Below are 24,181 nucleotides of genomic sequence, written 5' to 3' on the forward strand. Positions count from 1 at the left end.
GAACGTTGAAGTATGGAAAAGTAGCAGTAGTTGGAGCACTATCAGTAGGACTATTAACAGGTTGTTTCGGTGAAAAACCAGAAGAAAATCTTTATACAGCTTTTGAAACAGCGGCAACACAAGAAAAATCATTAGTTGATGAAGCGAAGAAGTTAGAGAAGTTAGAGAAGGAAGGTCAAGAGCTATATTCTCAAATTTTACAAGAAGGTAAAGATCATAACGACGCTGTTATGAAGAAGATAGAGCAAGCTACTGCAAATGTAGATGACCGTGAAAAAGTATTGAAAAATGAAAAAGAAATGCTAGAAAAAGCTCAGAAAGAAACAAAATCTGTGCAAGGAAATATAGAGAAGCTTGAAGATAAGAAGTTACAAAAACAAGCGAAAGCAGTAGAAGAGTCGTATAAAAACCGTTATAATGCATTCCAAAAGATGAATGAAAATTATACGAAGGCGTTAGCGACTGAAAAAGAACTGTATGAAAAATTAAAAGTAAAAGAAACGAAATTAAAAGAGATTGGTGAAAAAGTTAAAGCTGTTAATGAATCAACTGTGGAAGCACAAAAATCAAAAGAGCAATTTAACAATTTTACCAAAGAGTATAATGACAGTAAATTAGCATTCTACAAAGATGCAGAGATTAAGATTAAAGATCAGAAATAAAGAAGAATCTTAAGCAAAATAAAAAGCCGGAGAAACATCGTTACAAATGTTTTTTCGGCTTTTTACGTTAAATGAATAGAAAAGACTGGAATTGATATCATAAAAGAGTTATAGTGAATTATTCCAAGGGAAACATTGTAAAGTAAGGAGACTGGAAATATGTCATATGAATTTTTACTCAAATTAGGTTTAGCACTCTTTTTAGGATTATTCATCGGGATAGATAGGCAGCTAAAGAATAAACCGCTTGGTGTGAAAACAAGTATGGTTATTTCTGTAGCAAGTTGTTTAATTACGATGGTTTCAATTGAAGCCGTACATGTATATTCTGTTCCAGGGCATACAAATATGGATCCAATGCGTCTAGCTGCTCAAATTGTGAGTGGTATTGGTTTTCTTGGGGCAGGTGTTATTTTACGAAGAAGTAATGATGTTATTTCCGGGTTAACGACAGCTTCTATGGTGTGGGCTGCTTCAGCTTTAGGTATAGCAATTGGGGCAGGATTTTATTTACAAGCGACGGTTGCTATGATTTTAATTATTTTAGCGATTAACGTACTTCCACAACTTGTGAAAATTGCAGGTCCGTATTCATTAAGACAAAAGGATTTATCTATAAAAATTACTGTAAAAGAGCATCATGAGTTAGACGGTATATTTAAGCAAATTAAAAATTTAGGTATGCATGTGAAACGCGTAAAAATTAAAGATATAGATAGTGGAGCATTTCAGCAACTGGAGATGGTTATTTTAGCTCCAGAAGACTTGTATACGACGGAGTTATATAGTTCCCTAAAAGAGATTGATCGAGTAGTTTCAGTTGAAGTGGAAAGTAGATAATGGTGATAAAAAAGAGTGAAGTGAATTCACTCTTTTTTTCATTTGGATTTTTAAGGAAAGAAATTGATATAATGGTGAATAACAAGGGGGAGAAATGATGGGAATACATATAAGAAGAGCGGTAAAAGATGATATACCAGGTGGTATAGCAAAGGTGCATGTTGATAGCTGGAAAACAACATATAAAGGGATATTTTCTGACGGATTTTTAGAAAATATAACGTATGAGCAACGAGAAAAACAATGGAAAAACATTTTTCAGCAAGAAGATAAATATCAATATAGATTTGTAGCAGAGACGTTAGATGGAACAATAATTGGGTTCATTGACGGGGGAGTTGAAAGAAGTGGTGCATATAATTGTGATGGGGAATTATATGCGATCTACCTTTTACAAGAGTATCAAGGAATGAAAATAGGCCAAAAGTTATTTCAAGTTTTTTTATCGGAATGTATAAAGAATGATATGCAATCACTTTTAGTATGGGTTGTTACGAATAATCCTTCTAAAAAGTTTTATGAAAAATTTAATCCAGAAAAAATTGATACGAAATTTTTAGATAGAGTACAGGTGGAAGAGACAGTGTATTGTTGGAGAGATACGAAATTGTTATATAAACAGTTATGTGGATTAGTATAAATAATAATATTATGTAAACGAAAAGTGGAGAAAGGTATACCAAATAAGGTATACCTTTCTCCACTTTTTGATGAATTTATAAAAAATAGTAGGTAATTAGTTTGAAAACAAGAATTTTTCAAGTGTGTTTTTAACTAGATTAAAGAAAAAAAAGAAAACAAGAAAAATTAAATCAGATGAAAAAATTCTGAAATATACTATTGAATTGAATATCGTTATCAATTAGAATCATAATTGATAACGATATTCAATTGTTGTTTATAGTATGAAATTTCGATAGCTTAATATAAAGAGGAGGACCAATATGCAGCATGCGAAACAAATCGCAGAACATGCAACATTACAAAGTTTTTTAAACTGTTATTTAAGGGAAACAGGGAGTGGAGAATGGATTACAGAGGATGAAAAAATGAAAAGTATCTTCAGTAATACGTTGAATAGAGATATAGTCCCCACATATTTATATTGTCGGCTATCGGCACAGAACGTTACTTTGTATGGAGAAGTTATATATAAATCACCAACAGATCGCCATTTATTTGGAGAACAATTTTATTATCAAATTGGAGATAGTAATTCTGCTATTAAAGCTGATTATGTGACAGTTATTACATTCTTAACAAAAGAGATGTCTATCAACTATGGAGAAGGGACGAATCCTGCCGAACTTATGCTTCGAGTTATACGTAGTTGTCAAAATATTGAGGGATTTATAAAAGAGAGAATAGAAGATACATCTGCATTATATGGTTTCCATACATCCTTTATAGAAGCGGAGCAATCTTTATTATTTGGACATTTAACGCATCCAACCCCAAAGAGTAGACAAGGTATTTTGGAATGGAAAAGCGCAATGTATTCTCCAGAATTAAAAGGAGAATGTCAGCTTCATTATTTCAGGGCACATAAAAGTATAGTAAAGGAAAAATCATTATTATTTGATTCTACAACAGTAATTCTAAAAGAAGAGTTACGTAATGATGAGATGGTGAGTAAGGAATTTATATCGAAGTATTGTAAGGAAGATGAATATTCATTACTTCCAATTCATCCCCTTCAGGCAGAATGGCTATTACACCAATCTTACGTACAGGATTGGTTAAATCAAGGAGTACTTGAATATATCGGTCCGGCCGGTAAGTATTATATGGCAACATCATCACTTAGGACGTTATATCATCCCCACTCAAAATATATGCTTAAGTTTTCATTTCCAGTAAAAGTAACAAATTCAATGCGCATTAACAAATTGAAGGAACTAGAAAGTGGTCTTGAAGGAAAGGAAATGCTAAATACAGCGATTGGTGAAGTGTTAGAAAAGTTTCCGGGTTTTGATTTTATTTGTGATCCAGCATTTATTACATTAAATTACGGAGCAGAAGAATCTGGATTTGAAGTAATAATACGAGAAAATCCTTTTTATAGAGAACATGCAAATGACGCTACATTAATTGCTGGACTAGTGCAAGATGCTATACCTGGAGAACGTACTCGTTTATCGAATATTATTCATCGACTAGCAGATGTAGAAAGTAGAAGCTGCGAAGAAGTAAGTTTAGATTGGTTTAGGCGATATATGAATATTTCTTTAAAGCCGATGGTATGGATGTATTTACAGTATGGTGTTGCGTTAGAGGCTCATCAGCAAAATAGTGTTGTTCAACTAAAGGACGGTTACCCGGTAAAATATTATTTCCGTGATAATCAAGGGTTTTATTTCTGTAATTCAATGAAAGAGATGCTTAATAATGAGTTAGCTGGTATTGGAGAACGTACTGGAAATTTATATGACGATTATATTGTAGATGAAAGATTTCGTTACTACTTAATTTTTAATCATATGTTTGGACTCATTAATGGATTTGGTACAGCTGGATTAATTCAGGAGGAAATTCTTCTCTCGGAATTAAGGTCGGTACTTGAATCATTCCTTCCTTATAATCGTGAACCTTCGACCTTTTTAAGAGAATTGTTAGAAGAGGGTAAATTGGCATGCAAAGCAAATTTATTAACGAGATTTTTCGATGTCGACGAGTTAAGTAATCCTTTAGAACAAGCAATTTACGTACAGGTACAGAATCCGCTCGTTAGAGAAGTGGCTGTCCGTTCATAAATAACGTTAAAATTTCACGTAATACAAATAATGGTATTTTAATAAGATGGAGGAGCTTATGAGAGTGGACATGTATCATACGAAAATATTGAAAGCGCTTGAATCAGAAGATTACATTTCAGTGCGAAGAAGAGTGTTACGTCAATTAGTAGAATCGTTAATTTATGAGGGAATCATTACGCCAGTGCGTATAGAAAGTGAAGAACAAATTCTTTTTCTTATACAAGGACTCAATGAAGAGAACAAAAGTGTCACGTACGAATGTTATGGAAGAGAACGAATGACATTTGGACGTATTTCTATAGATTCATTAATAGTAAGAGTTCAAGAGGAAAAACAAGAAGTACAATCAGTTTCGCAATTTTTAGAAGAAGTTTTTCGAGTTGTTAACGTAGAACAAACGAAATTAGATTCTTTTATTCACGAATTAGAACAAACGATATTTAAGGACACGGTTGCACAATATGAAAGACATAATAAGGTGAAATATACTCAAAAATCATACGATGACTTTGAAAGCCATTTAGTAGATGGCCACCCATATCACCCTATCTATAAAGCACGCATTGGATTTCAGTATCGTGACAATTTTCAATATGGATATGAATTTATGAGGCCAATAAAACTTATATGGATTGCAGCGCATAAGAAATATGCGGCTGTAGGTTATGAAAATGAAGTGATTTATGACAATATTTTAAAAGGTGAGATAGGCGCGCATACATTAGAAACGTATATGGAACGAATTCACAGTGCGGGATGTAATCCAAAACAGTACGTGTTTATACCTGTACATCCTTGGCAATGGGAGAATTTCATCATTCCAAATTACGCTGATCATATACAGGATAAAAATATTATTTATTTAGGACAATCAGCGGATGATTATTGCGCGCAACAATCAATGAGGACGTTAAGAAATGTTACGCATCCAAAGAGACCATATGTAAAGTTATCGCTGAACATACTTAACACTTCAACACTCCGTACGCTGAAACCATATTCGGTTGTGAGTGCACCAGCTATATCGAATTGGTTAAGTGATATCGTAAGTCGGGATTCTTATTTAAGGGATGAATCACGCATCATTTTGTTAAAAGAATTTTCGAGTGTAACGTATGATACAAATAAGAAAGCCACATATGGTTCATTAGGATGCATTTGGCGTGAAAGTGTTCATCTTCATTTAGATGAGCAAGAGGATGCGGTTCCCTTTAACGGCTTATATGCAAAAGAGAAAGACGGTACACCAGTTATTGATATATGGTTAAACAAATGTGGGATAGAAAATTGGCTACGATTACTGATTCAAAAAGCGATCATACCAGTTATACATCTTGTGGTAGAGCATGGGATGACGTTAGAATCACACGGACAAAATATGATTTTAGTTCATAAAGAAGGGTTACCTGTCCGTATTGCATTAAAGGATTTCCATGAAGGGCTTGAGTTTTATCGTCCATTCTTAAAAGAAGTTAATAAATGTCCGGACTTTACTAAAATGCATAAAACGTATGCGAATGGAAAAATGAATGATTTCTTTGAAATGGATCGTATTGAATGTTTACAAGAGATGGTATTAGATGCACTGTTCTTATTTAATGTAGGAGAATTAGCTTTCGTACTTGCGGATGAATATGAGTGGAAAGAAGAAAGTTTTTGGATGATAGTGGTCGAAGAAATTGAAAATCATTTTAGAAAATATCCACACTTGAAAGATAGATTTGACAGTATTCAGCTATACACTCCTACATTCTATGCTGAGCAATTAACGAAGCGTCGATTATATATGGATGTGGAATCGCTCGTTCATGAAGTTCCAAATCCATTGTATAGAGCAAGACAACTTAACAAACAAAAATCAGTTGTTACAGGGGGAAATTATGCTAATCGTTAATAAAGAAGAGTATAGCAAAAGTGATTTTGATTTGAGGTTACAAGTTTATGAGGAAATGGAGCAATTTCAAGAAGCAGAAGGAAAGAGGTTTGCGCTTTGTCTGAAAGATCCATTCGATATTATTACGCTTGTGTTTTTCTTAAAAGAAAAGAAGGCCTCAGTATTACTTATACATGAAGATACGCCAAAAGAAACGGCTATTGAAATGGCAAAGCGTGCAAATTGTATAGGGATTTTATATGGAGAATTTAGTGGTTTTACGAACTTAGAAGTAGTGAATGCTTTACTAGAAGAGCCCTCTTTATTGCAATATAGTTCTGGAACTACGGGTGAACCGAAACTGATTCGTAGAGCATGGACGGAAGTGGATACAGAAATTGCTGCTTATAATGAAGCTTTAAACTGTGAAGTAGATGAAGTACCGATCGTTATGGCTCCTGTTTCACATTCATATGGACTTATATGTGGTACGTTATCTGCAATTACGAGGGGAAGCAAACCTATCATCATTACGAATAAAAATCCTAAATTCGCCTTAAATGTCGTTCGTCATACAGAAAAACATATTATATATGCAGTACCACTTATGTTACATATTATGGGGAGTTTCCCGCAAGGAACGTTTCAGTTTCATAAAATTATGACATCAGGAGCGCCTTTACCAGAAGCATTGTTTTATAAACTAAAAGAAACGACAACATATATGATGCAACAATACGGATGTTCTGAAGCAGGTTGTATTAGTATATGTCATGATATGAAAAGCCATTTAGATTTAGGAAATCCACTACCTCATGCGAGTATAAGCATAGGTTCAGATGAAAATATGCCTGAAGAAATCGTAGTGAAAATGAATGATAAGGAAATTTTCACGAAAGATTTGGGCTATAAATCTGAGCGCGGCCTTCATTTTATGGGGCGAATGGATGATGTGATTAACGTTTCAGGATTAAAAGTCTTTCCTATAGAGGTAGAAGAAACGATGCTTCGATTAGAAGGCGTTCAAGAGGCAATTGTATATCGAGGGAAACATCCTGTGATGGGGGAAATAGTTAAAGCAAAAGTAATCTCTCATATTGATCCAGTTCGAATAAGAGAATGGTGTATGGAGCATTTACCAGCTTATAAAGTTCCGCATGAGATTGAAAGTGTAACTGAAATTCCGAAAAATAAAACTGGAAAAGTAAGTAGAAAGCTACTAAAGATGGGAGAGGTTACAACGTGAGACGTGAAACATTAAAAAATGAAGTTTTGAAAATTATGACAGAAAAAATGGAACTAAAAAATGTAACGCATTTAGAAGAAACGATGCGTTTAAACCAAGATTTATATATAGATTCGGTAATGATGTTACAACTTATAGTTTACATAGAAATGGATGTAAAGCTATGCATTCCAGAAGATGAGGTAGACCCAAAAGCTTTTTTTACTGTAGGATCTTTACTTGATTTTATGGAGGAGTTACAGCCGGTATAAGAAGTGAATGTAAATAACTAACCTTTAGGAAAGTGGATGAGAATATGACTTCAATTAAAGTTCACTGTTTAGTGAGTTGTTTTTGCGAAATTATAAAAAGGCGTAGCGATATTGATTTTCGTCCCTTTTATTTTGGACTATGGGACGGCGATTTTGATATAACGGAAGGTGGTATTATATCGTATCACTCCGAAAATATTAACCATGAAAATTATTTATTATGGTATGAAAAGTTGTATGGCGTAAAAGTGTACGAATGGTATGATCATGCAAAAGATAAGGATAACAATGTAGAAACGTTTTTACAATTAGTAGAAAACAAGCCGGAGAATCGCTATGTCATTGTAATGGTAGATATGTCTCTATTGCCAGAGAGGGAAAATAAATTCCATCAAAAACCGTTTCCGCATTATTTAATGTTATCAAAGACGGAGAAAGAAGAAGAATGGTTCATGCTAGATCCTGATTTTCGCTGGGAAGGGAATATGGAAAGAGAAAAAGTGATTCACTCTGTTCAAGATAACCCATTTGGTGGAGGGTATTTCATTGATGTAGAAGAAATTCAGGAACCAACAGAAGAAATGGTAGCAAGTTATTTCATAGAAACTTTCAAAAAAAATGACAATGAACTGACTATGGAGCTGAAAAATTTAATTATAAAAATGGCAAATGAAGAAGAAGGGTATTCGCTTTCTGGCCTTATAGCGGCAGTAAAACAAATACCAGTACTTGCAATTCGTAAATATAGTTATGAACATGCCTTTGCATATTTCCGTGAAACGTTGCAATATTCGGAGCAAGAGTTTGATTATTGGTGTGATCGGGTAGAAGATATTGTACAAGGATTTACAAATGTACAGTATCGTACAATTAAAATGGCAATGATGAATAATAAAGGTATGTTATTAGCAATTGTTGAAAAGTTGGATGAAATGAATGCAATTGAGCTGCAAATAAAGGTTGAATTAGAGAGACAGTTTTTATTATGGAAAGAAATGAAAACAAACGAGTCTGTCTTAGTATTAAAAAAACCTAACTGAATTTAAGATAAGGGAGTTCGAACCTATGAAATATTCATTATGTACTATTTCCTTTCGTCATCAATTAATTTCATTTACTGATATTGTTCAATTTGCATATGACAACGGTTTTGAAGGGATTGAATTGTGGGGCACTCATGCACAAAATTTGTATATGCAAGAGTATGAAACGACAGAACGAGAATTGAATTGTTTAAAGAATAAAAACTTGGAAATTACGATGATAAGTGATTACTTAGACATATCCTTATCGGCAGATTTTGAAAAAACGATAGAGAAATGTGAACAACTTGTAATACTAGCTAATTGGTTTAAAACGAACAAAATCCGTACGTTTGCTGGACAAAAAGGTAGCGAAGATTTCTCGGAACAGGAGAGGAAAGAGTATGTGAATCGTATTCGCATCATTTGTGAAGTATTTGCTCAGCATAATATGTATGTACTTTTAGAAACGCATCCAAATACGTTGACGGATACGTTGCCTTCCACTTTGGAATTATTAGGAGAAGTAGATCATTCGAATTTGAAAATAAACCTGGATTTTCTTCATATATGGGAGTCTGGAGCAAATCCAATAGACAGCTTTCATCGACTAAAGCCGTGGATACAACATTATCATTTTAAGAATATATCGTCAGCAGATTATTTACATGTGTTTGAACCTAATAATGTATATGCAGCAGCGGGAAGTCGAATTGGTATGGTTCCATTATTTGAAGGTGTCGTAAATTATGATGATATTATTCAGGAAGTGAGAGGTACTAACCATTTTGCTTCACTCGAATGGTTTGGACATAATGCGAAAGATATATTAAAAGAAGAAATGAAAGTATTAACAAATAGAAATTTAGAAGTAGTAACTTCTTAATATAAAATGATGTAAGAGTCTCTCATCGTAGAGACTCTTTTTTTATAAAAAACAATAACCAAAAATTACCATGTATTTAAATTGAAATTTAACACAATTTATATATAAATAAGGAGGTGATTGGTAATGGCTAGAAATCGTAATTCTAATCAATTAGCATCACATGGAGCACAAGCGGCTTTAGATCAAATGAAATATGAAATTGCACAAGAGTTTGGTGTACAACTTGGCGCTGATACTTCTTCACGTGCGAATGGTTCTGTAGGCGGTGAAATTACAAAACGTCTAGTAGCGATGGCAGAACAACAACTTGGTGGCGGATATACTCGCTAATCGTAGAAGGTTATAGGAGAAAGGAAGGATTCTTCCTTTCTTTTTTTTTTCAATTAATTGGTATGGATATATTGCGAACGGGATTCAAAGAATAGGAATAATACTATATTTCCCCCAATTTCTTTTGTTGTAAATGGGAAGTAGTAAAGATGTAATAGCCCTGGTGGAATGAAACATTACGTTCCAGCAGGGCTATTATATGGTAAGAAATATACGATGAAAGGGTTCCGAAGCCAACATGTTAAAAAAAGAAACCTGTTGTTTAATTGCGCTTGCATCAGTTCCACTTGTTATGACATTAGGGAATTCAATGCTTATTCCAATCCTACCGACTATCGAAAAGAAATTACATATTTCATCGTTTCAAGTATCCATGATTATTACAATTTATTCTATTGTAGCCATTTTACTTATACCGATTGCTGGTTATTTATCAGATAGATGGGGACGAAAGATGGTAATGGTTCCGAGTTTGCTGATTGCGGCTATAGGAGGAGCGATAACTGGTTGGGTATCTTGGAAAGTTGATAATCCCTACACTTGGATATTGATCGGTAGAGCGATTCAAGGTATTGGTGCTGCTGGTGCAATGCCAGTTGTTATACCGTGTGTTGGTGATTTATACAAAGATGAAAAACAAGTTAGTACAGGTTTAGGAATCATTGAAACATCCAATACATTTGGAAAAGTGCTGAGCCCTATTTTAGGATCTGCTCTTGCTGCCATTGTATGGTTTTTACCATTTTGGGCGATTCCAGTTTTATGTGTAGTATCAATTGTTTTATTACTTGTTCTAGTAAAGGCAAAGAAACAAGAAGGAGAAGTACCACCACTTAAAGAATTTATAAAATCTATTCTCGCTACGTTTCGAGAAAAGGGAAGATGGTTGATTGCCATTTTTGCATTAGGTGCAATTATTATGCTTATTTTATTCGGAATTCTCTTTTATTTGTCGACTATACTGGAATCAAAGTATGACATTCATGGTATATGGAAAGGGTGTGTGCTTGCTATCCCGTTACTCGTTCTCTCACTAAGTTCATATATGGCCGGTAAAAAAATTGGAGATAATCAAAACGTGATGAAGAAGTGTATTTATATTGGTTTTTTAATGGCTTCTGCTTCAGTCATTATTCCTTTATTTATAAAAGGAATCTATTTACTACTTCTTTGTCTCGTTATTATGGGAATCGGAATTGGTATGGCACTCCCATGTTTAGATGCTTTAATTACACAAGGGATTGAAAAGGAGCAAAGGGGGACGGTTACGTCATTTTATAGTTCCATGCGATTTATCGGTGTAGCAGCTGGACCACCTCTATATTCTTTTTTCATGAAAGGTGCTGACCATGAAGTGTTTTATTTAACAAGTATATTCGCTGGTATTGGCGCTGTTATAGCAATGATTTGGATTAAACCAGCAAAAGATGAAAAGACGGTAAAACAGAAACCGGAACCTACTTCATAATTTGTAAGAGAATTGCATGATGTTTTATAGATCATGCAATTCTCTTTCGTTCATTAAGAATAAGTCACTTTTGTTAACATATAAAGTGCGACACCCCATATGATGAGACCCGAAAATTTATTTAATAATACGATTGTCTTTCCAGTTGAGTCTATTCTTTTTAGAAATTTCCCTGCTAAAGCTAAGCTAATAAACCAAATCCAAGAAACGATAATAGTTGCCAGTGTGAAAGCCCATTTTTCACTTCCTATGTATTGAATAGAATTTGTTCCAATTACACCGATTGTATCTAAAATTGCATGTGGATTTAATAACGAAACCGATGCAGCGAAAAGGATTTGCTTTTTTAAGGGCATGCTGTTTTCTTGTTTTATATCGTTGGAAGGGTTACTTCTCCAAATAACAAAGCCCATATATAGGAGAAAGAAAAATCCAATTATGTATAACGTGTTAGTTAACCAAGAAAAAGTAAGGAGTACAAGGGAGACACCCTGCACCGCAATTAATATGAGCAACGTATCACATATAGAGGCAGTTAATACTACAGGAGCAGCCCTCCAAATGTTTGGTTGGCTCGCACCTTGGTTAAAGACGAAAACATTTTGGACACCTAATGGAATGATAAGACCAAATGCAAGAATGATACCATGAATAACTGCTTCACTCATCATATTACCTCCTATTTAAATTTATTATGATAGTGTATATTGTATAGAAGAAATGAAAATTTGTATCCATCCATATGGTTGGGGAGGTTACCAACCAAAAAGAATATAAGGTGATATGATGGAAAGATTCGTTTGGAAACCAAATATGTCTCTTGCGACACCTCTGTATAAACAAATAGAAACGTATATAAAAGAAAGAATCGTTAATGGAGAATGGACTGTTGGAACGAAATTACCTTCACAAAGAGATTTGGCACATACATTTGGTGTGAACCGGAGTACAATTGTAATGGCTTTTGATGAGCTAGTGGCAAAGGGATACATTGAAGGGAATGGCAGGAAAGGGACAATTGTTGTAAATAATAATGTGAATACCTTAGCTTACGCCCCGCCACCTAATTGGCAGTCTTATGTAGAAACAGGACTTCATTATCCGAACCTTCCTGCTATTCAAGAGATTAATCAAGCTGAATTTTATCCGCATGTAATTCGTTTAGGAACAGGTGAGCTCGCGCCAAGTCTTTTACCTGAAAAAAAGATGAAAGATGTTATGAATAAGTTTTTAAAATCGAGCTTGATACTTGGGTATGAAGAACCGAAAGGGAATTTCTATTTAAGGAAGAAAATTGCGGACTATTTAAAAGGACATGGTGTATATGTAACTCCTGATTCTATATTAATTGTTTCAGGAGCAATTCAAGCTTTGCAACTTATTTCTATGGGGCTTCTTCCAAAAGGGGCATCCATCTTATTAGAAAAACCATCTTATTTATATTCTCTTAATGTTTTTCAATCAGCAGGAATGCGCTTAATTGGAATACCGATGGATGAGAATGGTTTACATGCATCATATATTAAGAAATATAAGAAGCAATTTAATGCATCTATTTTATATACAATCCCGTCTTTTCATAATCCGACGAACTTTAGTATGAACGAAAAGAAACGAATAGAAGTTATGGAAATATGTAACGAAATTGGATTGCCTATTATAGAGGACGCGGTGTATCAAGACTTATGGTTTGATGAACCTGTTTCAAAGCCTTTAAAAGCATATGATAAAAACGGAATTGTACTACATATCGGGAGTATGTCTAAAGTCATTAGTCCAGGGTTAAGAATTGGATGGATTGTTGGATCTGAGCCGGTCATTCAAAGATTGGCAGATATAAAAATGCAAACAGATTATGGTTCAAGTTCTATATCTCAGCAAATTGCAGCGGAATGGTTTGCAGATGGATTGTATGATGAACATTTACAGTTTGTAAGAGCTAAGTTGAAAAAGCGCAGAGATTTTATGATACAAATGTTAGAAAAATATTGTCATGATATAGCAACTTGGTATGAACCGTCAGGTGGTTTCTATATTTGGTTACATATGAATGTATCCGTTTCGAACCGTAGCTTATTTGACAAAGCATTGAAAGAAAAGATTTTATTAAATCCAGGTACTTTGTATGATAGAAGTGCAAACCAATTTTTGCGTCTATCCTATTCATACGCAACGTTAGAAGAAATTGAAATAGGTATCAAAAAACTTGCACAATTAATGAAAAAGTAAGAGGAGAAAGTAATGAAAAAATATGTAATTTGCCAAATTATTAATGGAGAAAAATATTTAGCTGCTTATGCGGAGACGAAGCAGGATGCAATTGAAAAAGCAGAATTGTTAGGATTGCGAACAGGAAGTCGATACACTGTTATTACTGCGGAGGACGCGGAAGGGTTAACGTATCCTTAAGCAACGAATAATAATTATGTAGGAAGTAAATAAGCCTAGTAATATATGATATTACTGGGCTTATTTTTGTTGGAAATGTTATGTGTTCTCGTATGAAAAATAATAGTATTATGAGTCAAGTTGACGGAAATACCGATTCGTTTTCCGGTCCTGATTTCCGTTTCTATAGTCATCAATATATTGTCTGAAGTTCCAAGATTGTAAAAACTTATTTGCGGCGTTATAACCAGAATTGTAAAGCCACTCTTTCTCTTCCTTTGTTAACTCGAAGTTTGTACTTGTAATGGAACCAGTCGGAATTGTAATTGTTCTTGCTTTTGATTCCTTATCTAAATGACGTAAATCATGGGCTTGCATCATAGTTTTAAATAGTCCTTTGAACATCGAGATAGGTTCGTTATAGTGAGCAGGATCAGCTTGAATCTCATCTTTGACGAAGTGAAACCCAAAAGTTGGCCAGCGAGGAGAGGAAGGTGAGTCGAAAATCCAAATTGGGTAATTGCTTAAAATCCCTCCATCAACCATATAACAAGGTTGCTTCCATTTTGGAGTTCGCCATTTTACTGGTTCAAAGAAGAAGGGGATTGTACTACTCATTCTTACAGCCTTAGCAATAGAGAAGCGATAATTTAAAAATCCGTAGTTTGGTAAGTCATCAGGAAAGATAACCATTTTACCATTACTTATATCAGAAGCGATAATTTTAAGCTTATTTAAATCAGGTAAATCAGTAAATAAGTGAACTCCTTTTTTTCGAAGTAATTCTTCAATCCATTCTTCTATAAAAGTATTAGAATAAATACCAAGAGTAGTCCATGCACTTAATCCTTTGCCGATAAATGGGATTCTATCAATAAAGGTTTTCTTCATAAATTTATTATAATCAATACCAGTTATAATTGTTTTTAACTCTGAACAAGAATATCCTGCTGCTAGGAGTGCAGCGATAATGGAACCAGCTGATGTTCCAGCTACACGCTCCCATTCATAGTCTTTTTCAGCTAACGCGCAAATCGCCCCTACATGCGCAATTCCGCGTACACCGCCTCCTTCAAAAACACCATCAATTTTCATTAAACATACTTCCTTTCGAATAAAAGATTTGGAAATGGCAAAAAAGCACGTATTGTACGTGCTTTTTTACAATAGTTTTTAAATTTACTAGCAGCTTACAAAGCCGCCCCAACAGCTAGCTCCGATGATGATTAGAAGGATAAATAAAACGATTAATAAAGCGAAACCTCCATAACCACATCCACCACCACAACTACCGCCGTAACCGTAACCGCCGCAACTATATCCGTAACCCATGTGGAATTCCTCCTTAAATTAAAAATAAAAATGAACGAGGGGAAAATGTACTGGAAGAAATAATGAACTATCGTGTTTGTAGGAACAATGTATACTATGCTTTTTTTAACTTGTTCGCGTATGGAGGAAGAGCCCGTTTTTTTGAAGGCTTGTCGTTTTTGCAAAGAATGGAGTATAATCTTTGTGCGATGATACAAATAAGTATGTAAATGTAAGGAGAATTTATGAAAAATAAAATTGAAGTATTAATTGGTAAATATGGGCTGACACATTTGAAAGAGGAACTTATTCATACTGTATTTCCTTGTGTGAAAGTTGTGCCAAACCAGGAGGAGACAGTAGCGTTAGGTAGTTCGAAAATGGGCGGCGTTCCTGATTTACCAGATTCATTTGAATACCCAATGCACAAAGGAAATCCGTTACAGTTTATCGCACAATTTAATTTAAATGATTTACAAAATATTGGTATGGATCATGATCTTCCTAAGACGGGGATGTTATATTTCTTTAGCATTGAAAATTACTTTGAAGAAGATGTGAACCCAACTGAAGCGGGACGTGTACTTTATTATGATGTTCCTGTAGAGCAATTACGAAGAGCCGATGAATTGCAAACGAATTATAGCCAGTGTGCAACTACTTTTGAACTGACATATAAATTGCCAGAGCTGTTCATTGAAGATGAGGCTGATTCAGATCGATTCTTACAATTGCTTGAAGAACTAATCCCAGACAACTACGATAACCATCAAATGTTTGGTGAGCCATTCTCTGTACAAGATGAGGTATTGCACGAGACTGGACAATATATGGACATAAACCCGCAGCAAATGACGCTTCTATTCCAAATTGATTCAGATACTAAAAATTGTAATATGATGTGGGGAGATTTAGGGATGCTTTATTTCTGCATTGGAAATGAAGACTTAAAAAGTCGACGTTTTGAAAATACATGTTGTGTATTACAAACTTGTTAATGAAGAAGGTTGTTCTTGTAGAAAGAACAACCTTTTTACAATGTTAAATATGCATAATCTCATATGACCTATACGAAAAAGTATTGTATACTCTGAAACTATACGATACTTTTTTCGTATAGTTATAGAATGTAAGGAGTGACGAGATGGGAAAGACAAGTAAGTATGTGACAGCGACCCTGCTTTGTTCAACTATAGTAATGGGAGGCTTACACGCGTCAACGGTATCTTATGCAGCTACGAATCCGACTGTAGCGACAACACAATCAGATGCAAAGCTATTAAATGATTTCAAAAAAGAAGTAAAAAAACAGGTTGATAATCGAGAAGAAAATATTACAATCACATATAAAACGAAAGATAGAAATGCTAGAAATGTTATGGACCAATTGTATGGTGAGTTTAATAAAATTGTAGATGCAGATGAGTATGTAAAATATAATGTAGCCTCTACTAAATATTCTATTAAAGGGTTACCAGGAAACTATACGTTTACACTGCAAGTGAAATACCGTGAATCAAAAGAGCAAACACAATATGTAAAATCTCAGGCAAAAGCAATTATCGGTTCAATTGTAAAACCTGGAATGGATGAGCATGAGAAAGTAAAAGCGATTCATGATTACGTTGTAAAACATGTATCTTATGATACATCTTATAAAGCGTATACAGCATATGAAGCATTAGCGAATCGCTCTGCCGTTTGCCAAGGATATACGTTATTAACATATGAATTGTTAAAAGAAGCGGGTATCCAAAATCATATTGTAACAGGTACAGGAAATGGACAAGCTCACGCATGGAATATAGTGAACATTGAAAACAAATGGTATCATCTTGATACGACATTCGATGATCCAGTACCGGATAAAGCTGGGCGCGTAACATATTCATATTTTAATATGTCTGATGAGCAATTAAGTAAAGATCATGACTGGGATCGCAGTAAGTATCCAGCAGCAACTACAAGTTACTTTGGTGAATTAACAAACAAAATAAAAGCGGGTAGCTCAAAGACTGCTGCATATGAACAAATGTTAAAAGAAACAAACTTAAAATACTTATCTGCACAATACGGGGCAGACAATTACAGTGAATTTAAGAAAAAATTACAGCAGCAATTCGCTTCTAAGCCAGAGAAGGTAGAAGTACGATATAAGCAATCCATGGATGGAACAATGCAAGATATAAAGAAAGTGTTAAATGAAATAAATTGGCCAAAAGGTGCAAAACGTGTATCTTATGAAGTAGCACCTTATAGTGCGATGGCAGATTATTCATTAGCGACAATTACATTTACCTATTAAGCAATGAAAAAGAGCATCTGTAAAAGGTGCTCTTTTTATTATGTATCACTTAAAAAACAGAATTGTGTGATAAAATGTAAAAAGGAAGGATGTGGAGTCTGAATGGATCTGTTCGAAAGTAATATTTTTACATTGATATATACTTGTTTAGTAATCGGACTTATCGTTTTGTTTTTCCTATCATTTACTTTGTTTGTTAGAAGGTTATTGCAAAACAGCGCTGCAAAAAAACAACATGTAATTCATATGAATAAGAAGCTAGAGCGAATTATTGAATTGCTTGAAAAAGATAAGAAATAATGATAGAAGATGTATGAAAAGGGGAAGAGGATGGCTAATTATATAAAAGAATTACGTGAAAAAGTAGGACACGACTGTGTTCTCATAAACTTTGCGGGTGGTTGTGTGTTGAATGAATATGGAGAAGTTTTACTACAAAAAAGAGGTGATTTTAATGCTTGGGGATTTCCTGGCGGTGCAATGGAAATCGGAGAATCTGCCGCAGAAACTGCGATTCGAGAAATAAAAGAAGAAACAGGCTATGATGTAGAAATAAATGAACTTCTCGGGGTGTATACAAAATATTTTCAAGCGTATCCAAATGGAGACAAAGCCCAGTCCATTTTAATATTCTTTTCATGCTCAATTGCCGGAGGAGAGCAAAAAATAGACGGTGATGAAACGTTGGAATTAAAGTTTTTCCCGCTAAACAAAATGCCACCATTGTTTAATCAACAACATGAGGATTGTTTACAGGACTTACTAGAGAAAAGGGTAGGGGTGTATCGTTAACATAAAAAAGAAGCTAATGAGATTAGCTTCTTTTTTATGTTTTATTTCCACCAATTATCAAACATTGATGCTGGAACTTGTCTTTTATGTTCGCTCACTGCGTAACGTTTTTCAATTTTTTCTGCAACGTCAGCTGGAACTGCTTTACCTTCTAAATAATCATCTAGTTGATCATATGTAATACCTAACTCTGTTTCATCAGCTTGACCTGGTTTTTCATCTAATAAATCAGCTGTTGGCATTTTTAAGTATAGTCGCTCGTCTGCACCTAATTCTTGTAATAGAGCGCGTCCTTGGCGTTTCGTTAATCCCGTTAATGGTAATAGGTCTGCACCACCATCGCCGAATTTCGTAAAGAATCCTGTTACAGCTTCTGCCGCGTGATCAGTTCCAATCACAAGTAGCCCTTGTTGACCACCGATTGCGTACTGCGTAACCATACGGATACGTGCTTTCACGTTACCTTTATTGAAATCTGTTAATGATTCACCTAATACGTTTTCGTATTGATTTGAGAAAGTATCAACTGTTGTCGCGATATCAAATGCAACAGATTGGTCAGCTTGAATAAATTGTAATGCTAATTGCGCATCATCTTCGTCTTTTTGCACTTTATAAGGAAGACGCACAGAGATAAACGTTGCGTTACCACCTTCATTACGAATTTCCTCTACTGCAAGCTGAGCTAAACGTCCAGCTAAAGTAGAGTCTTGTCCGCCACTAATTCCAAGTACAAATCCTTTCGCGCCTGTTTTTTTTACATAATCTTTTAAGAAATCTACACGTTTACGGATTTCTGCTTTCGGATTAATTACAGGCTGAACATGTAATGCTTTCATAATCTGTTCTTGTAATGTCATTATGTTTCCTCCTATTCATATTAAAGCGGTAATTAAGTTTATATGTATATTGGTACATACTTCTATCCTTTATTATTTCGCAAAACTAACGAATATACAATAGGATGCGTGTATGAATATGAATGTAGTCATTATAATGAAACTGTTTCATTTAAGCAATTTTTTTGAAACCTTTCAATAATGTAAGGTTTTTGTCATTTGAATCGATGGAAGCTATTTCTGCATTTTACTAATATAAGAACATAGTTAGCGGAAGGGCGGAGAAGTAATATGAACATTAGAGAACTCGCATACCGGAATGTAACGCGAAATAGACGAACATACTCAGCATATTTTTTAAGTAGTGCATTTGCAATTATGGCCTTTTTTGTGTATTCATTTTTTGCGTTCCATCCGGCATTAAGCGCTGGAGAATTGGGACGGTATGTATTCGTAAGTATGTCTTTTGCACAGTCCATTATTTACTTATTTACGTTTTTCTTTATTTTATATTCGATGGGAATGTTTTTAAAAACGAGAAAGCGTGAATTAGGAATTTTAATGATGTTAGGTATGACGAAATATCAATTAAAGCGTCTTATCTTCTTTGAAAATATTATGATTGGGATAGGGGCAATTATTTTTGGAATACTTGTAGGAATGCTATTTTCTGGAATATTAATATTTGTAGCTCCGATGATATTAAAGTTAGATATTTCCTTAGCTTATTACATACCAATGAAAGCCATTGTTGTAACGAGTATTATGTTTTTCATATTATTTATGATTATTTCATTATTTAGTGCAGGAATGGTTCGTAAAAATAAAATTATGAAATTGTTTAGAGGGTCAGCAGAAGCGAAGCCAGAACCGAAAGCATCTATTATTTCTTCTATATTAGCAGTCATATTGCTTAGTGCGGGATATGCAGGAGCGCTTCTATCACACGGTGCAATGGTATTTGTCATGATGATTCCTGTTACAACGGTAGTCATTATTGGTACGTATTTGCTGTACAAGCAGTTAAGTGTCTTTATTATTAGACTATGTAAAAAAAGTAAACGTTTCTATTGGACACAGACAAATATTATTACGTTATCAGATTTAGCTTACCGCATGAGAGACAACGCAAGAATGTTCTTTATTGTAACTATTATTTCAACTGTAGCATTTTCAGCAATAGGCACATTAGTTGGTTTCGCATCAATGACGAAAGGCATTATGGAGAGACCTATTGCGTTTCAGTATCATTCTAAGCAAGGAAATAGTAATGAATCACGGCATTTGAAGATGATTGACGAAGGATTAAAGAAACATAATATAACAGCTTCTAAAACGAACATTTCAACGAAAAAAACGGAGGAGCAGTCGTTAAGAAGTGCTATTTTCATAAAAGAATCAGATTATGAGAAATATGCGAAGTTAACCGGAGAACCATTTCATACTGTAGCAAATAAAGAAGCTTTATTTTTATCAGTCGATATACCAGGACCACCGATGAAAGAAAGAAAAGAAATTACATTACCACATTTGAATGAATCTTTAAAAGTGAAAAAAGTTAATACTTCTTCGTTAAGTAAAATACTACGAGGTAACGTTTATGTAATCTCTAAAAATCAGTATGATGCATTACAAGATGGCTTTAAAGAGGAAAAAGATTATGTGTACAAAACAGAAGGAAAGAAAGATGAAATTGAAGTTGGTAAAGAACTTACGCATCAGATGAAGCCTTATGAAGAACATGCAACGTTTAGTGCAGAAGAGTACGAACAAAACCAAAGTTTACAAATCGCAGGACCAATTTTATTTGTAGGCTTCTTCATTGGTATAGTATTTTTCGTATGTGCAGGAAGTTTCCTTTACTTCCGTTTGTTTTCTGATTTAGAGGATGATACTCGTTTGTTTGAAATGATTCGAAAAGTAGGCTTAACGAGCGGGGAATTATCGAAAGTAGTTACAATCAGATTGGCACTTTTATTTTTCGTTCCAATAGGTGTTGCAACATTACATGGGGCAGTAGCGTTAACGGCACTCGGACAGATGTTTGAGTACTCATTATTTAAAGAAAATGCGATTGTATTAAGTATTTTCGTAGGAATTCAAGTTGTATATTTCTTACTGATACGATCTCGCTATTTAAAACAATTGAAAGAGAGATTACGTATTCGTTAATTGTGTTATTTTGACTTGAGTACAAAATTTTCTAAAAAGAGACAAGTATTACCAAAAAGTGATAAAATGGAAAGAGCGAGGTGGAAAAAATAATAGTAAGTAAGGGGGGAGTAATATGAAAGCAACAGGAATTATTCGAAAAGTAGACGAATTAGGACGAATTGTTATTCCTAAAGAGTTACGAGAAGTATTAGGAATTCAAATCAAATCACCACTTGAAATTTTCGTAGAAGAAGAAAAAATCATTTTACAAAAATATCAACCTTACAATGCTTGTCAAATAACAGGTGATGTTTCAGATCAAAATATATCATTAGCAAATGGAAACATTACTGTTAGTATAGATGGAGCGAAACATTTAATAAAAGAAATAGAGAAGTTTTTAAATAAGAGTGAGGCTTAGTCTTAATTTATATTATTTTTGAAATTTCATATCATTCTTTAAAAATTATAAAAGGACCATTAAAATGGTCCTTTTATTTTGGTTATTGGTTGTACCAATCGGATGTTTGGTCCCTAAAAGTTACGAGGTTAATAAAAGAATAGTATAAAATTAGTAAGCTTTATTGAGAAATATTTTTAAGGAAGGAAAACGAAACGAATAAAACGAATGTTACATTTAAACCTTTTCAAAAGTGGTCTGAAATGAAAATAATATATTTTCAGGAGGGATTACGATGAATAGTAGTACAGCAAATAAACAAAAAGGTATACAATTGATTCCTTTTACAGTAGATAAGGTGGTTGAACAAGTAAATGAAATTCCACCAGGTGTACAACTTATTCATGCTCCGCAAGTATGGGAGAAGAGTGCGAAAGGAAAAGATATTGTTGTTGCCGTATTAGATACAGGTTGTGATGTGAATCATATAGATTTAAAGGATCGCATTATCGGTGGAAGAAATTTCACGAAAGATTACGAAGGGGATCCGAATATTTATCTTGATAATAACGGACACGGTACTCATGTAGCGGGGACAATTGCAGCGACTGAAAATGGTGTCGGAGTTTTAGGAGTCGCACCACTTGCTAAAATGTTAGTGTTAAAGGTTTTAGCGGGAGATGGTTCTGGAAGTTATGAGCAAATTATTGAGGCGATTCATTATGCTGTAAATTGGAGAGGGCCTAATAAAGAAAGAGTTAGAGTCATTTCAATGTCACTTGGTGGTCCGCAAGACGTTCCAGAATTACATGAAGCAATTCAAAACGCGGTAAAGCAAGATGTTCTCGTCGTATGTGCTGCTGGGAATAATGGTGATTGTAATGATAACACCGAGGAACTAGACTTCCCGGGTGCGTACGCAGAAGTAATTGAAGTCGGTGCTGTCAATTTAGAACGGAAAATCGCATGTTTTAGTAATTCGAATCAAGAAATTGATTTAGTGGCACCAGGCGATGAAATATTATCTACGTATCCTGAAGGGAAATATGCGGTATTAAGTGGTACTTCTATGGCGACACCGCATATTGCTGGAGCGCTCGCATTGCTCATTAAGCAGTGTGAGAGGGAATATGGTAGAAAGTTATCAGAGCCAGAAATATATGCACAACTTATTAAAAGAACTGTACCTTTAGGATATGAACGTACGTCTGAAGGGAATGGTTTAATAGATTTATTAAAAGAATAGTAAATATAAAAAACATCTCATAATTTTATGAGATGTTTTTTAGTATGGTTCTGTCGCATGTAATACGACGTCTAATAAACCAGGAAATCTAGCATGTAAGTCATCTTCACGAATTGAAATGAAGCGCTGTGTTCCTTCAAGGCGTGTATACATAACACCGGATTCACGTAAAACCTTGAAATGGTGAGATAAAGTTGATTTCGCAATTGGAATGTTTAACGCACCACAAGATTGTTCGTTTTTCTCTAATAACATAGTTACAATTTGTAAACGAACTTGATCGCTAAGTGCGTATAAGACAGAAGAGAATTGAATTTCTTCTCGGTTTGGATGATAGAGAGTACGCATTTTTTCACCTGCTTGTATAAGTTCATATAGTTTGCACTATAACATATAAAGTGGTATATTTCTATTGTTCGAATATATTCGAACAATAGAAATATAGGGGGGAGAAAAAATGAAGTATACAAAATTACAAAAGGCAGGACTACATATTTCGAAGTTGGGGCTAGGAACAAACGCTGTAGGGGGGCATAATTTATATGCTGATGTGAATGAGGAAGAAGGAAAACGATTAATAGAAGAAGCTATCCAGCAAGGGATTACATTTTTTGATACAGCAGATTCATACGGTTTCGGTAGATCAGAGGAATTGGTAGGAGATGCATTGAAAGGAAAACGCCATGAAGTTGTACTTGCTACAAAAGGTGGAATACAGCCGTTATTAAATGGAGAGGTTTATATTAATAATGAACGAAGCTATTTAAGAAATGCTGTGGAAAATAGCTTAAGAAGATTACAAACTGATTATATTGATTTATATTATTTACATTTTACAAATCCAGAAACAAGTTACATAGATTCAATTGGAGAGCTTACTCGCTTAAAAGAAGAAGGGAAAATTCGTTCAATTGGAATATCCAACGTAAACGTAGAGCAATTAAAAGAAGCGAATCAGCACGGACAAATAGATGTTGTACAATCACCGTATAATATGTTGGATCGTGCTGCTGGGGAAGGCCTTTTGCCATATTGTATAGAATCAGGTATTTCATTTATTCCATACGGACCGCTTGCCTTTGGGATACTAGGTGGAAAATATACAGAAGATTTTAAATTGAACGAAGGGGATTGGCGTCAAAGTGTAAATCTATTTGAAGAAAATACATATAAGAGTAACTTTAAAAAAGTTGAAAAGTTAAAAGGCTTAGCTAAAGAAAAAAATATCGAAGTATCGCATTTAGCTTTAGCATGGTTATTAAACAAAAAAGGAATTGATACTGTTATTCCTGGTGGGAAACGAGCGGAGCAAATAAGAGAAAGTGTAAGAGCGGTGGAAGTATCATTGAATGAGAAGGTTATGAAAGAGATTGAATCTATTTTAGAAGCTTAGTTGAGAAGAGGGGTAC

The 24,181-nt window shown here is 34.4% G+C and carries 26 protein-coding genes; 21 read left to right on the forward strand and 5 right to left on the reverse strand.

Annotated features, from left to right (window positions below; genetic code table 11):
• The first annotated feature begins 5 nt into the window (after positions 1 to 5).
• From ACXVYO_RS26000 to ACXVYO_RS26050, 11 genes are all read left to right on the forward strand, one after another.
• Positions 6 to 662 carry a YkyA family protein gene (locus ACXVYO_RS26000; protein WP_458469068.1) on the forward strand — a complete coding sequence of 219 codons (657 nt, stop codon included), beginning with the start codon at positions 6 to 8 and terminating at the stop codon, positions 660 to 662.
• 159 nt (positions 663 to 821) lie between these two features.
• A complete protein-coding gene (locus ACXVYO_RS26005) occupies positions 822 to 1,502 on the forward strand; it encodes an MgtC/SapB family protein (protein WP_000119503.1) in 681 nt (226 codons plus the stop codon).
• A 97-nt stretch (positions 1,503 to 1,599) separates the two neighbouring features.
• Positions 1,600 to 2,142: an N-acetyltransferase family protein gene (locus ACXVYO_RS26010; RefSeq protein ID WP_458469070.1), complete on the forward strand. Its 543-nt coding sequence runs from the start codon at positions 1,600 to 1,602 to the stop codon at positions 2,140 to 2,142.
• A gap of 304 nt (positions 2,143 to 2,446) precedes the next feature.
• On the forward strand, positions 2,447 to 4,255 hold the full coding sequence (locus ACXVYO_RS26015) for an IucA/IucC family protein (RefSeq protein ID WP_458469072.1): 1,809 nt from the start codon (positions 2,447 to 2,449) through the stop codon (positions 4,253 to 4,255).
• A 58-nt stretch (positions 4,256 to 4,313) separates the two neighbouring features.
• Entirely contained in the window at positions 4,314 to 6,152 is a 1,839-nt protein-coding gene (locus tag ACXVYO_RS26020; RefSeq protein ID WP_458469073.1) for an IucA/IucC family protein, read from the forward strand.
• The gene (gene asbC / locus ACXVYO_RS26025; RefSeq protein ID WP_458469075.1) at positions 6,139 to 7,377 is read left to right on the forward strand and encodes a 3,4-dihydroxybenzoic acid-AMP ligase AsbC; all 1,239 of its coding nucleotides are present in this window, start codon (positions 6,139 to 6,141) and stop codon (positions 7,375 to 7,377) included. The genes ACXVYO_RS26020 and asbC overlap by 14 nt, the downstream gene beginning before the upstream one ends.
• Complete coding sequence (gene asbD / locus ACXVYO_RS26030; RefSeq protein WP_458469077.1) at positions 7,374 to 7,628, forward strand: petrobactin biosynthesis protein AsbD; 255 nt, start codon at positions 7,374 to 7,376, stop codon at positions 7,626 to 7,628. Before asbC ends, asbD begins: the two co-directional genes overlap by 4 nt.
• A gap of 44 nt (positions 7,629 to 7,672) precedes the next feature.
• Positions 7,673 to 8,668 (forward strand): petrobactin biosynthesis protein AsbE, encoded by a 996-nt coding sequence (asbE, locus tag ACXVYO_RS26035; RefSeq protein ID WP_458469079.1) that lies wholly within the window; start codon positions 7,673 to 7,675, stop codon positions 8,666 to 8,668.
• A gap of 25 nt (positions 8,669 to 8,693) precedes the next feature.
• Positions 8,694 to 9,536: a sugar phosphate isomerase/epimerase family protein gene (locus ACXVYO_RS26040; protein WP_458469081.1), complete on the forward strand. Its 843-nt coding sequence runs from the start codon at positions 8,694 to 8,696 to the stop codon at positions 9,534 to 9,536.
• 126 nt (positions 9,537 to 9,662) lie between these two features.
• Positions 9,663 to 9,869 (forward strand): alpha/beta-type small acid-soluble spore protein, encoded by a 207-nt coding sequence (locus tag ACXVYO_RS26045; RefSeq protein ID WP_000113545.1) that lies wholly within the window; start codon positions 9,663 to 9,665, stop codon positions 9,867 to 9,869.
• Positions 9,870 to 10,107: 238 nt separating this feature from the next.
• On the forward strand, positions 10,108 to 11,337 hold the full coding sequence (locus tag ACXVYO_RS26050) for an MFS transporter (RefSeq protein WP_458469083.1): 1,230 nt from the start codon (positions 10,108 to 10,110) through the stop codon (positions 11,335 to 11,337).
• A gap of 53 nt (positions 11,338 to 11,390) precedes the next feature.
• Here ACXVYO_RS26050 and ACXVYO_RS26055 read toward each other — a convergent pair whose 3' ends face one another.
• Entirely contained in the window at positions 11,391 to 12,005 is a 615-nt protein-coding gene (locus ACXVYO_RS26055) for a LysE/ArgO family amino acid transporter (protein WP_458469085.1), read from the reverse strand.
• Positions 12,006 to 12,123: 118 nt separating this feature from the next.
• On the opposite strand from ACXVYO_RS26055, the gene ACXVYO_RS26060 reads away from it, so the two are divergent.
• Both ACXVYO_RS26060 and ACXVYO_RS26065 read left to right on the forward strand, forming a co-directional pair.
• Positions 12,124 to 13,566, forward strand: a complete 1,443-nt coding sequence (locus ACXVYO_RS26060; protein ID WP_458469087.1) for an aminotransferase-like domain-containing protein — start codon at positions 12,124 to 12,126, stop codon at positions 13,564 to 13,566.
• A gap of 12 nt (positions 13,567 to 13,578) precedes the next feature.
• Positions 13,579 to 13,746 (forward strand): DUF3933 family protein, encoded by a 168-nt coding sequence (locus tag ACXVYO_RS26065; protein ID WP_458469089.1) that lies wholly within the window; start codon positions 13,579 to 13,581, stop codon positions 13,744 to 13,746.
• A 108-nt stretch (positions 13,747 to 13,854) separates the two neighbouring features.
• Here ACXVYO_RS26065 and ACXVYO_RS26070 read toward each other — a convergent pair whose 3' ends face one another.
• Together ACXVYO_RS26070 and ACXVYO_RS26075 are read right to left on the reverse strand one after the other, a co-directional pair.
• A complete protein-coding gene (locus ACXVYO_RS26070; protein ID WP_458469091.1) occupies positions 13,855 to 14,820 on the reverse strand; it encodes a patatin-like phospholipase family protein in 966 nt (321 codons plus the stop codon).
• A gap of 87 nt (positions 14,821 to 14,907) precedes the next feature.
• Entirely contained in the window at positions 14,908 to 15,057 is a 150-nt protein-coding gene (locus ACXVYO_RS26075; RefSeq protein ID WP_458469093.1) for a YjcZ family sporulation protein, read from the reverse strand.
• Positions 15,058 to 15,281: 224 nt separating this feature from the next.
• Between ACXVYO_RS26075 and ACXVYO_RS26080 the strand changes: the two genes are divergently transcribed.
• The 4 genes from ACXVYO_RS26080 to ACXVYO_RS26095 all read left to right on the forward strand — a co-directional run bounded on the left by ACXVYO_RS26080 (position 15,282) and on the right by ACXVYO_RS26095 (position 18,133).
• Positions 15,282 to 16,034, forward strand: a complete 753-nt coding sequence (locus ACXVYO_RS26080; RefSeq protein ID WP_458469095.1) for a YwqG family protein — start codon at positions 15,282 to 15,284, stop codon at positions 16,032 to 16,034.
• A gap of 146 nt (positions 16,035 to 16,180) precedes the next feature.
• A complete protein-coding gene (locus ACXVYO_RS26085) occupies positions 16,181 to 17,341 on the forward strand; it encodes a transglutaminase domain-containing protein (protein ID WP_458469097.1) in 1,161 nt (386 codons plus the stop codon).
• 102 nt (positions 17,342 to 17,443) lie between these two features.
• Positions 17,444 to 17,641: a DUF4083 domain-containing protein gene (locus ACXVYO_RS26090; RefSeq protein ID WP_458469099.1), complete on the forward strand. Its 198-nt coding sequence runs from the start codon at positions 17,444 to 17,446 to the stop codon at positions 17,639 to 17,641.
• Positions 17,642 to 17,671: 30 nt separating this feature from the next.
• A complete protein-coding gene (locus ACXVYO_RS26095; RefSeq protein ID WP_458469101.1) occupies positions 17,672 to 18,133 on the forward strand; it encodes an NUDIX hydrolase in 462 nt (153 codons plus the stop codon).
• Positions 18,134 to 18,174: 41 nt separating this feature from the next.
• On the opposite strand, the gene nadE is transcribed toward ACXVYO_RS26095, so the two are convergent.
• Complete coding sequence (gene nadE, locus ACXVYO_RS26100; RefSeq protein ID WP_458469103.1) at positions 18,175 to 18,993, reverse strand: ammonia-dependent NAD(+) synthetase; 819 nt, start codon at positions 18,991 to 18,993, stop codon at positions 18,175 to 18,177.
• Positions 18,994 to 19,263: 270 nt separating this feature from the next.
• On the opposite strand from nadE, the gene ACXVYO_RS26105 reads away from it, so the two are divergent.
• From ACXVYO_RS26105 to ACXVYO_RS26115, 3 genes are all read left to right on the forward strand, one after another.
• Entirely contained in the window at positions 19,264 to 21,144 is a 1,881-nt protein-coding gene (locus ACXVYO_RS26105; RefSeq protein WP_458469105.1) for an FtsX-like permease family protein, read from the forward strand.
• Between the two features lie 115 nt (positions 21,145 to 21,259).
• Positions 21,260 to 21,547, forward strand: a complete 288-nt coding sequence (locus tag ACXVYO_RS26110) for an AbrB/MazE/SpoVT family DNA-binding domain-containing protein (protein WP_000648284.1) — start codon at positions 21,260 to 21,262, stop codon at positions 21,545 to 21,547.
• Between the two features lie 274 nt (positions 21,548 to 21,821).
• Complete coding sequence (locus tag ACXVYO_RS26115; protein WP_458469107.1) at positions 21,822 to 22,772, forward strand: serine protease; 951 nt, start codon at positions 21,822 to 21,824, stop codon at positions 22,770 to 22,772.
• A gap of 39 nt (positions 22,773 to 22,811) precedes the next feature.
• Here ACXVYO_RS26115 and ACXVYO_RS26120 read toward each other — a convergent pair whose 3' ends face one another.
• Entirely contained in the window at positions 22,812 to 23,120 is a 309-nt protein-coding gene (locus tag ACXVYO_RS26120) for an ArsR/SmtB family transcription factor (RefSeq protein WP_458469109.1), read from the reverse strand.
• Positions 23,121 to 23,229: 109 nt separating this feature from the next.
• Here ACXVYO_RS26120 and ACXVYO_RS26125 point away from each other — a divergent pair, with 109 nt between their 5' ends.
• Positions 23,230 to 24,165 carry an aldo/keto reductase gene (locus tag ACXVYO_RS26125; protein ID WP_458469111.1) on the forward strand — a complete coding sequence of 312 codons (936 nt, stop codon included), beginning with the start codon at positions 23,230 to 23,232 and terminating at the stop codon, positions 24,163 to 24,165.
• Positions 24,166 to 24,181 lie beyond the last annotated feature (16 nt).

It is taken from the genome of Bacillus sp. BC08 (assembly GCF_054326875.1).

Bases quoted from the DNA above. Each gene is read 5' to 3' on its own strand.
- ACXVYO_RS26045 (WP_000113545.1), top strand. From the start codon at position 9,663: ATGGCTAGAAATCGTAATTCTAATCAATTAGCATCACATGGAGCACAA.
- nadE (WP_458469103.1), bottom strand. From the start codon at position 18,993: ATGACATTACAAGAACAGATTATGAAAGCATTACATGTTCAGCCTGTA.
- ACXVYO_RS26105 (WP_458469105.1), top strand. From the start codon at position 19,264: ATGAACATTAGAGAACTCGCATACCGGAATGTAACGCGAAATAGACGA.
- ACXVYO_RS26010 (WP_458469070.1), top strand. From the start codon at position 1,600: ATGGGAATACATATAAGAAGAGCGGTAAAAGATGATATACCAGGTGGT.
- ACXVYO_RS26050 (WP_458469083.1), top strand. From the start codon at position 10,108: ATGTTAAAAAAAGAAACCTGTTGTTTAATTGCGCTTGCATCAGTTCCA.
- ACXVYO_RS26055 (WP_458469085.1), bottom strand. From the start codon at position 12,005: ATGAGTGAAGCAGTTATTCATGGTATCATTCTTGCATTTGGTCTTATC.
- ACXVYO_RS26125 (WP_458469111.1), top strand. From the start codon at position 23,230: ATGAAGTATACAAAATTACAAAAGGCAGGACTACATATTTCGAAGTTG.
- ACXVYO_RS26070 (WP_458469091.1), bottom strand. From the start codon at position 14,820: ATGAAAATTGATGGTGTTTTTGAAGGAGGCGGTGTACGCGGAATTGCG.
- ACXVYO_RS26005 (WP_000119503.1), top strand. From the start codon at position 822: ATGTCATATGAATTTTTACTCAAATTAGGTTTAGCACTCTTTTTAGGA.
- ACXVYO_RS26015 (WP_458469072.1), top strand. From the start codon at position 2,447: ATGCAGCATGCGAAACAAATCGCAGAACATGCAACATTACAAAGTTTT.
- asbE (WP_458469079.1), top strand. From the start codon at position 7,673: ATGACTTCAATTAAAGTTCACTGTTTAGTGAGTTGTTTTTGCGAAATT.
- ACXVYO_RS26065 (WP_458469089.1), top strand. From the start codon at position 13,579: ATGAAAAAATATGTAATTTGCCAAATTATTAATGGAGAAAAATATTTA.
- ACXVYO_RS26020 (WP_458469073.1), top strand. From the start codon at position 4,314: ATGAGAGTGGACATGTATCATACGAAAATATTGAAAGCGCTTGAATCA.
- ACXVYO_RS26110 (WP_000648284.1), top strand. From the start codon at position 21,260: ATGAAAGCAACAGGAATTATTCGAAAAGTAGACGAATTAGGACGAATT.
- asbC (WP_458469075.1), top strand. From the start codon at position 6,139: ATGCTAATCGTTAATAAAGAAGAGTATAGCAAAAGTGATTTTGATTTG.
- ACXVYO_RS26060 (WP_458469087.1), top strand. From the start codon at position 12,124: ATGGAAAGATTCGTTTGGAAACCAAATATGTCTCTTGCGACACCTCTG.
- ACXVYO_RS26040 (WP_458469081.1), top strand. From the start codon at position 8,694: ATGAAATATTCATTATGTACTATTTCCTTTCGTCATCAATTAATTTCA.
- ACXVYO_RS26075 (WP_458469093.1), bottom strand. From the start codon at position 15,057: ATGGGTTACGGATATAGTTGCGGCGGTTACGGTTACGGCGGTAGTTGT.
- ACXVYO_RS26115 (WP_458469107.1), top strand. From the start codon at position 21,822: ATGAATAGTAGTACAGCAAATAAACAAAAAGGTATACAATTGATTCCT.
- ACXVYO_RS26080 (WP_458469095.1), top strand. From the start codon at position 15,282: ATGAAAAATAAAATTGAAGTATTAATTGGTAAATATGGGCTGACACAT.
- ACXVYO_RS26120 (WP_458469109.1), bottom strand. From the start codon at position 23,120: ATGCGTACTCTCTATCATCCAAACCGAGAAGAAATTCAATTCTCTTCT.
- ACXVYO_RS26090 (WP_458469099.1), top strand. From the start codon at position 17,444: ATGGATCTGTTCGAAAGTAATATTTTTACATTGATATATACTTGTTTA.
- ACXVYO_RS26095 (WP_458469101.1), top strand. From the start codon at position 17,672: ATGGCTAATTATATAAAAGAATTACGTGAAAAAGTAGGACACGACTGT.
- ACXVYO_RS26085 (WP_458469097.1), top strand. From the start codon at position 16,181: ATGGGAAAGACAAGTAAGTATGTGACAGCGACCCTGCTTTGTTCAACT.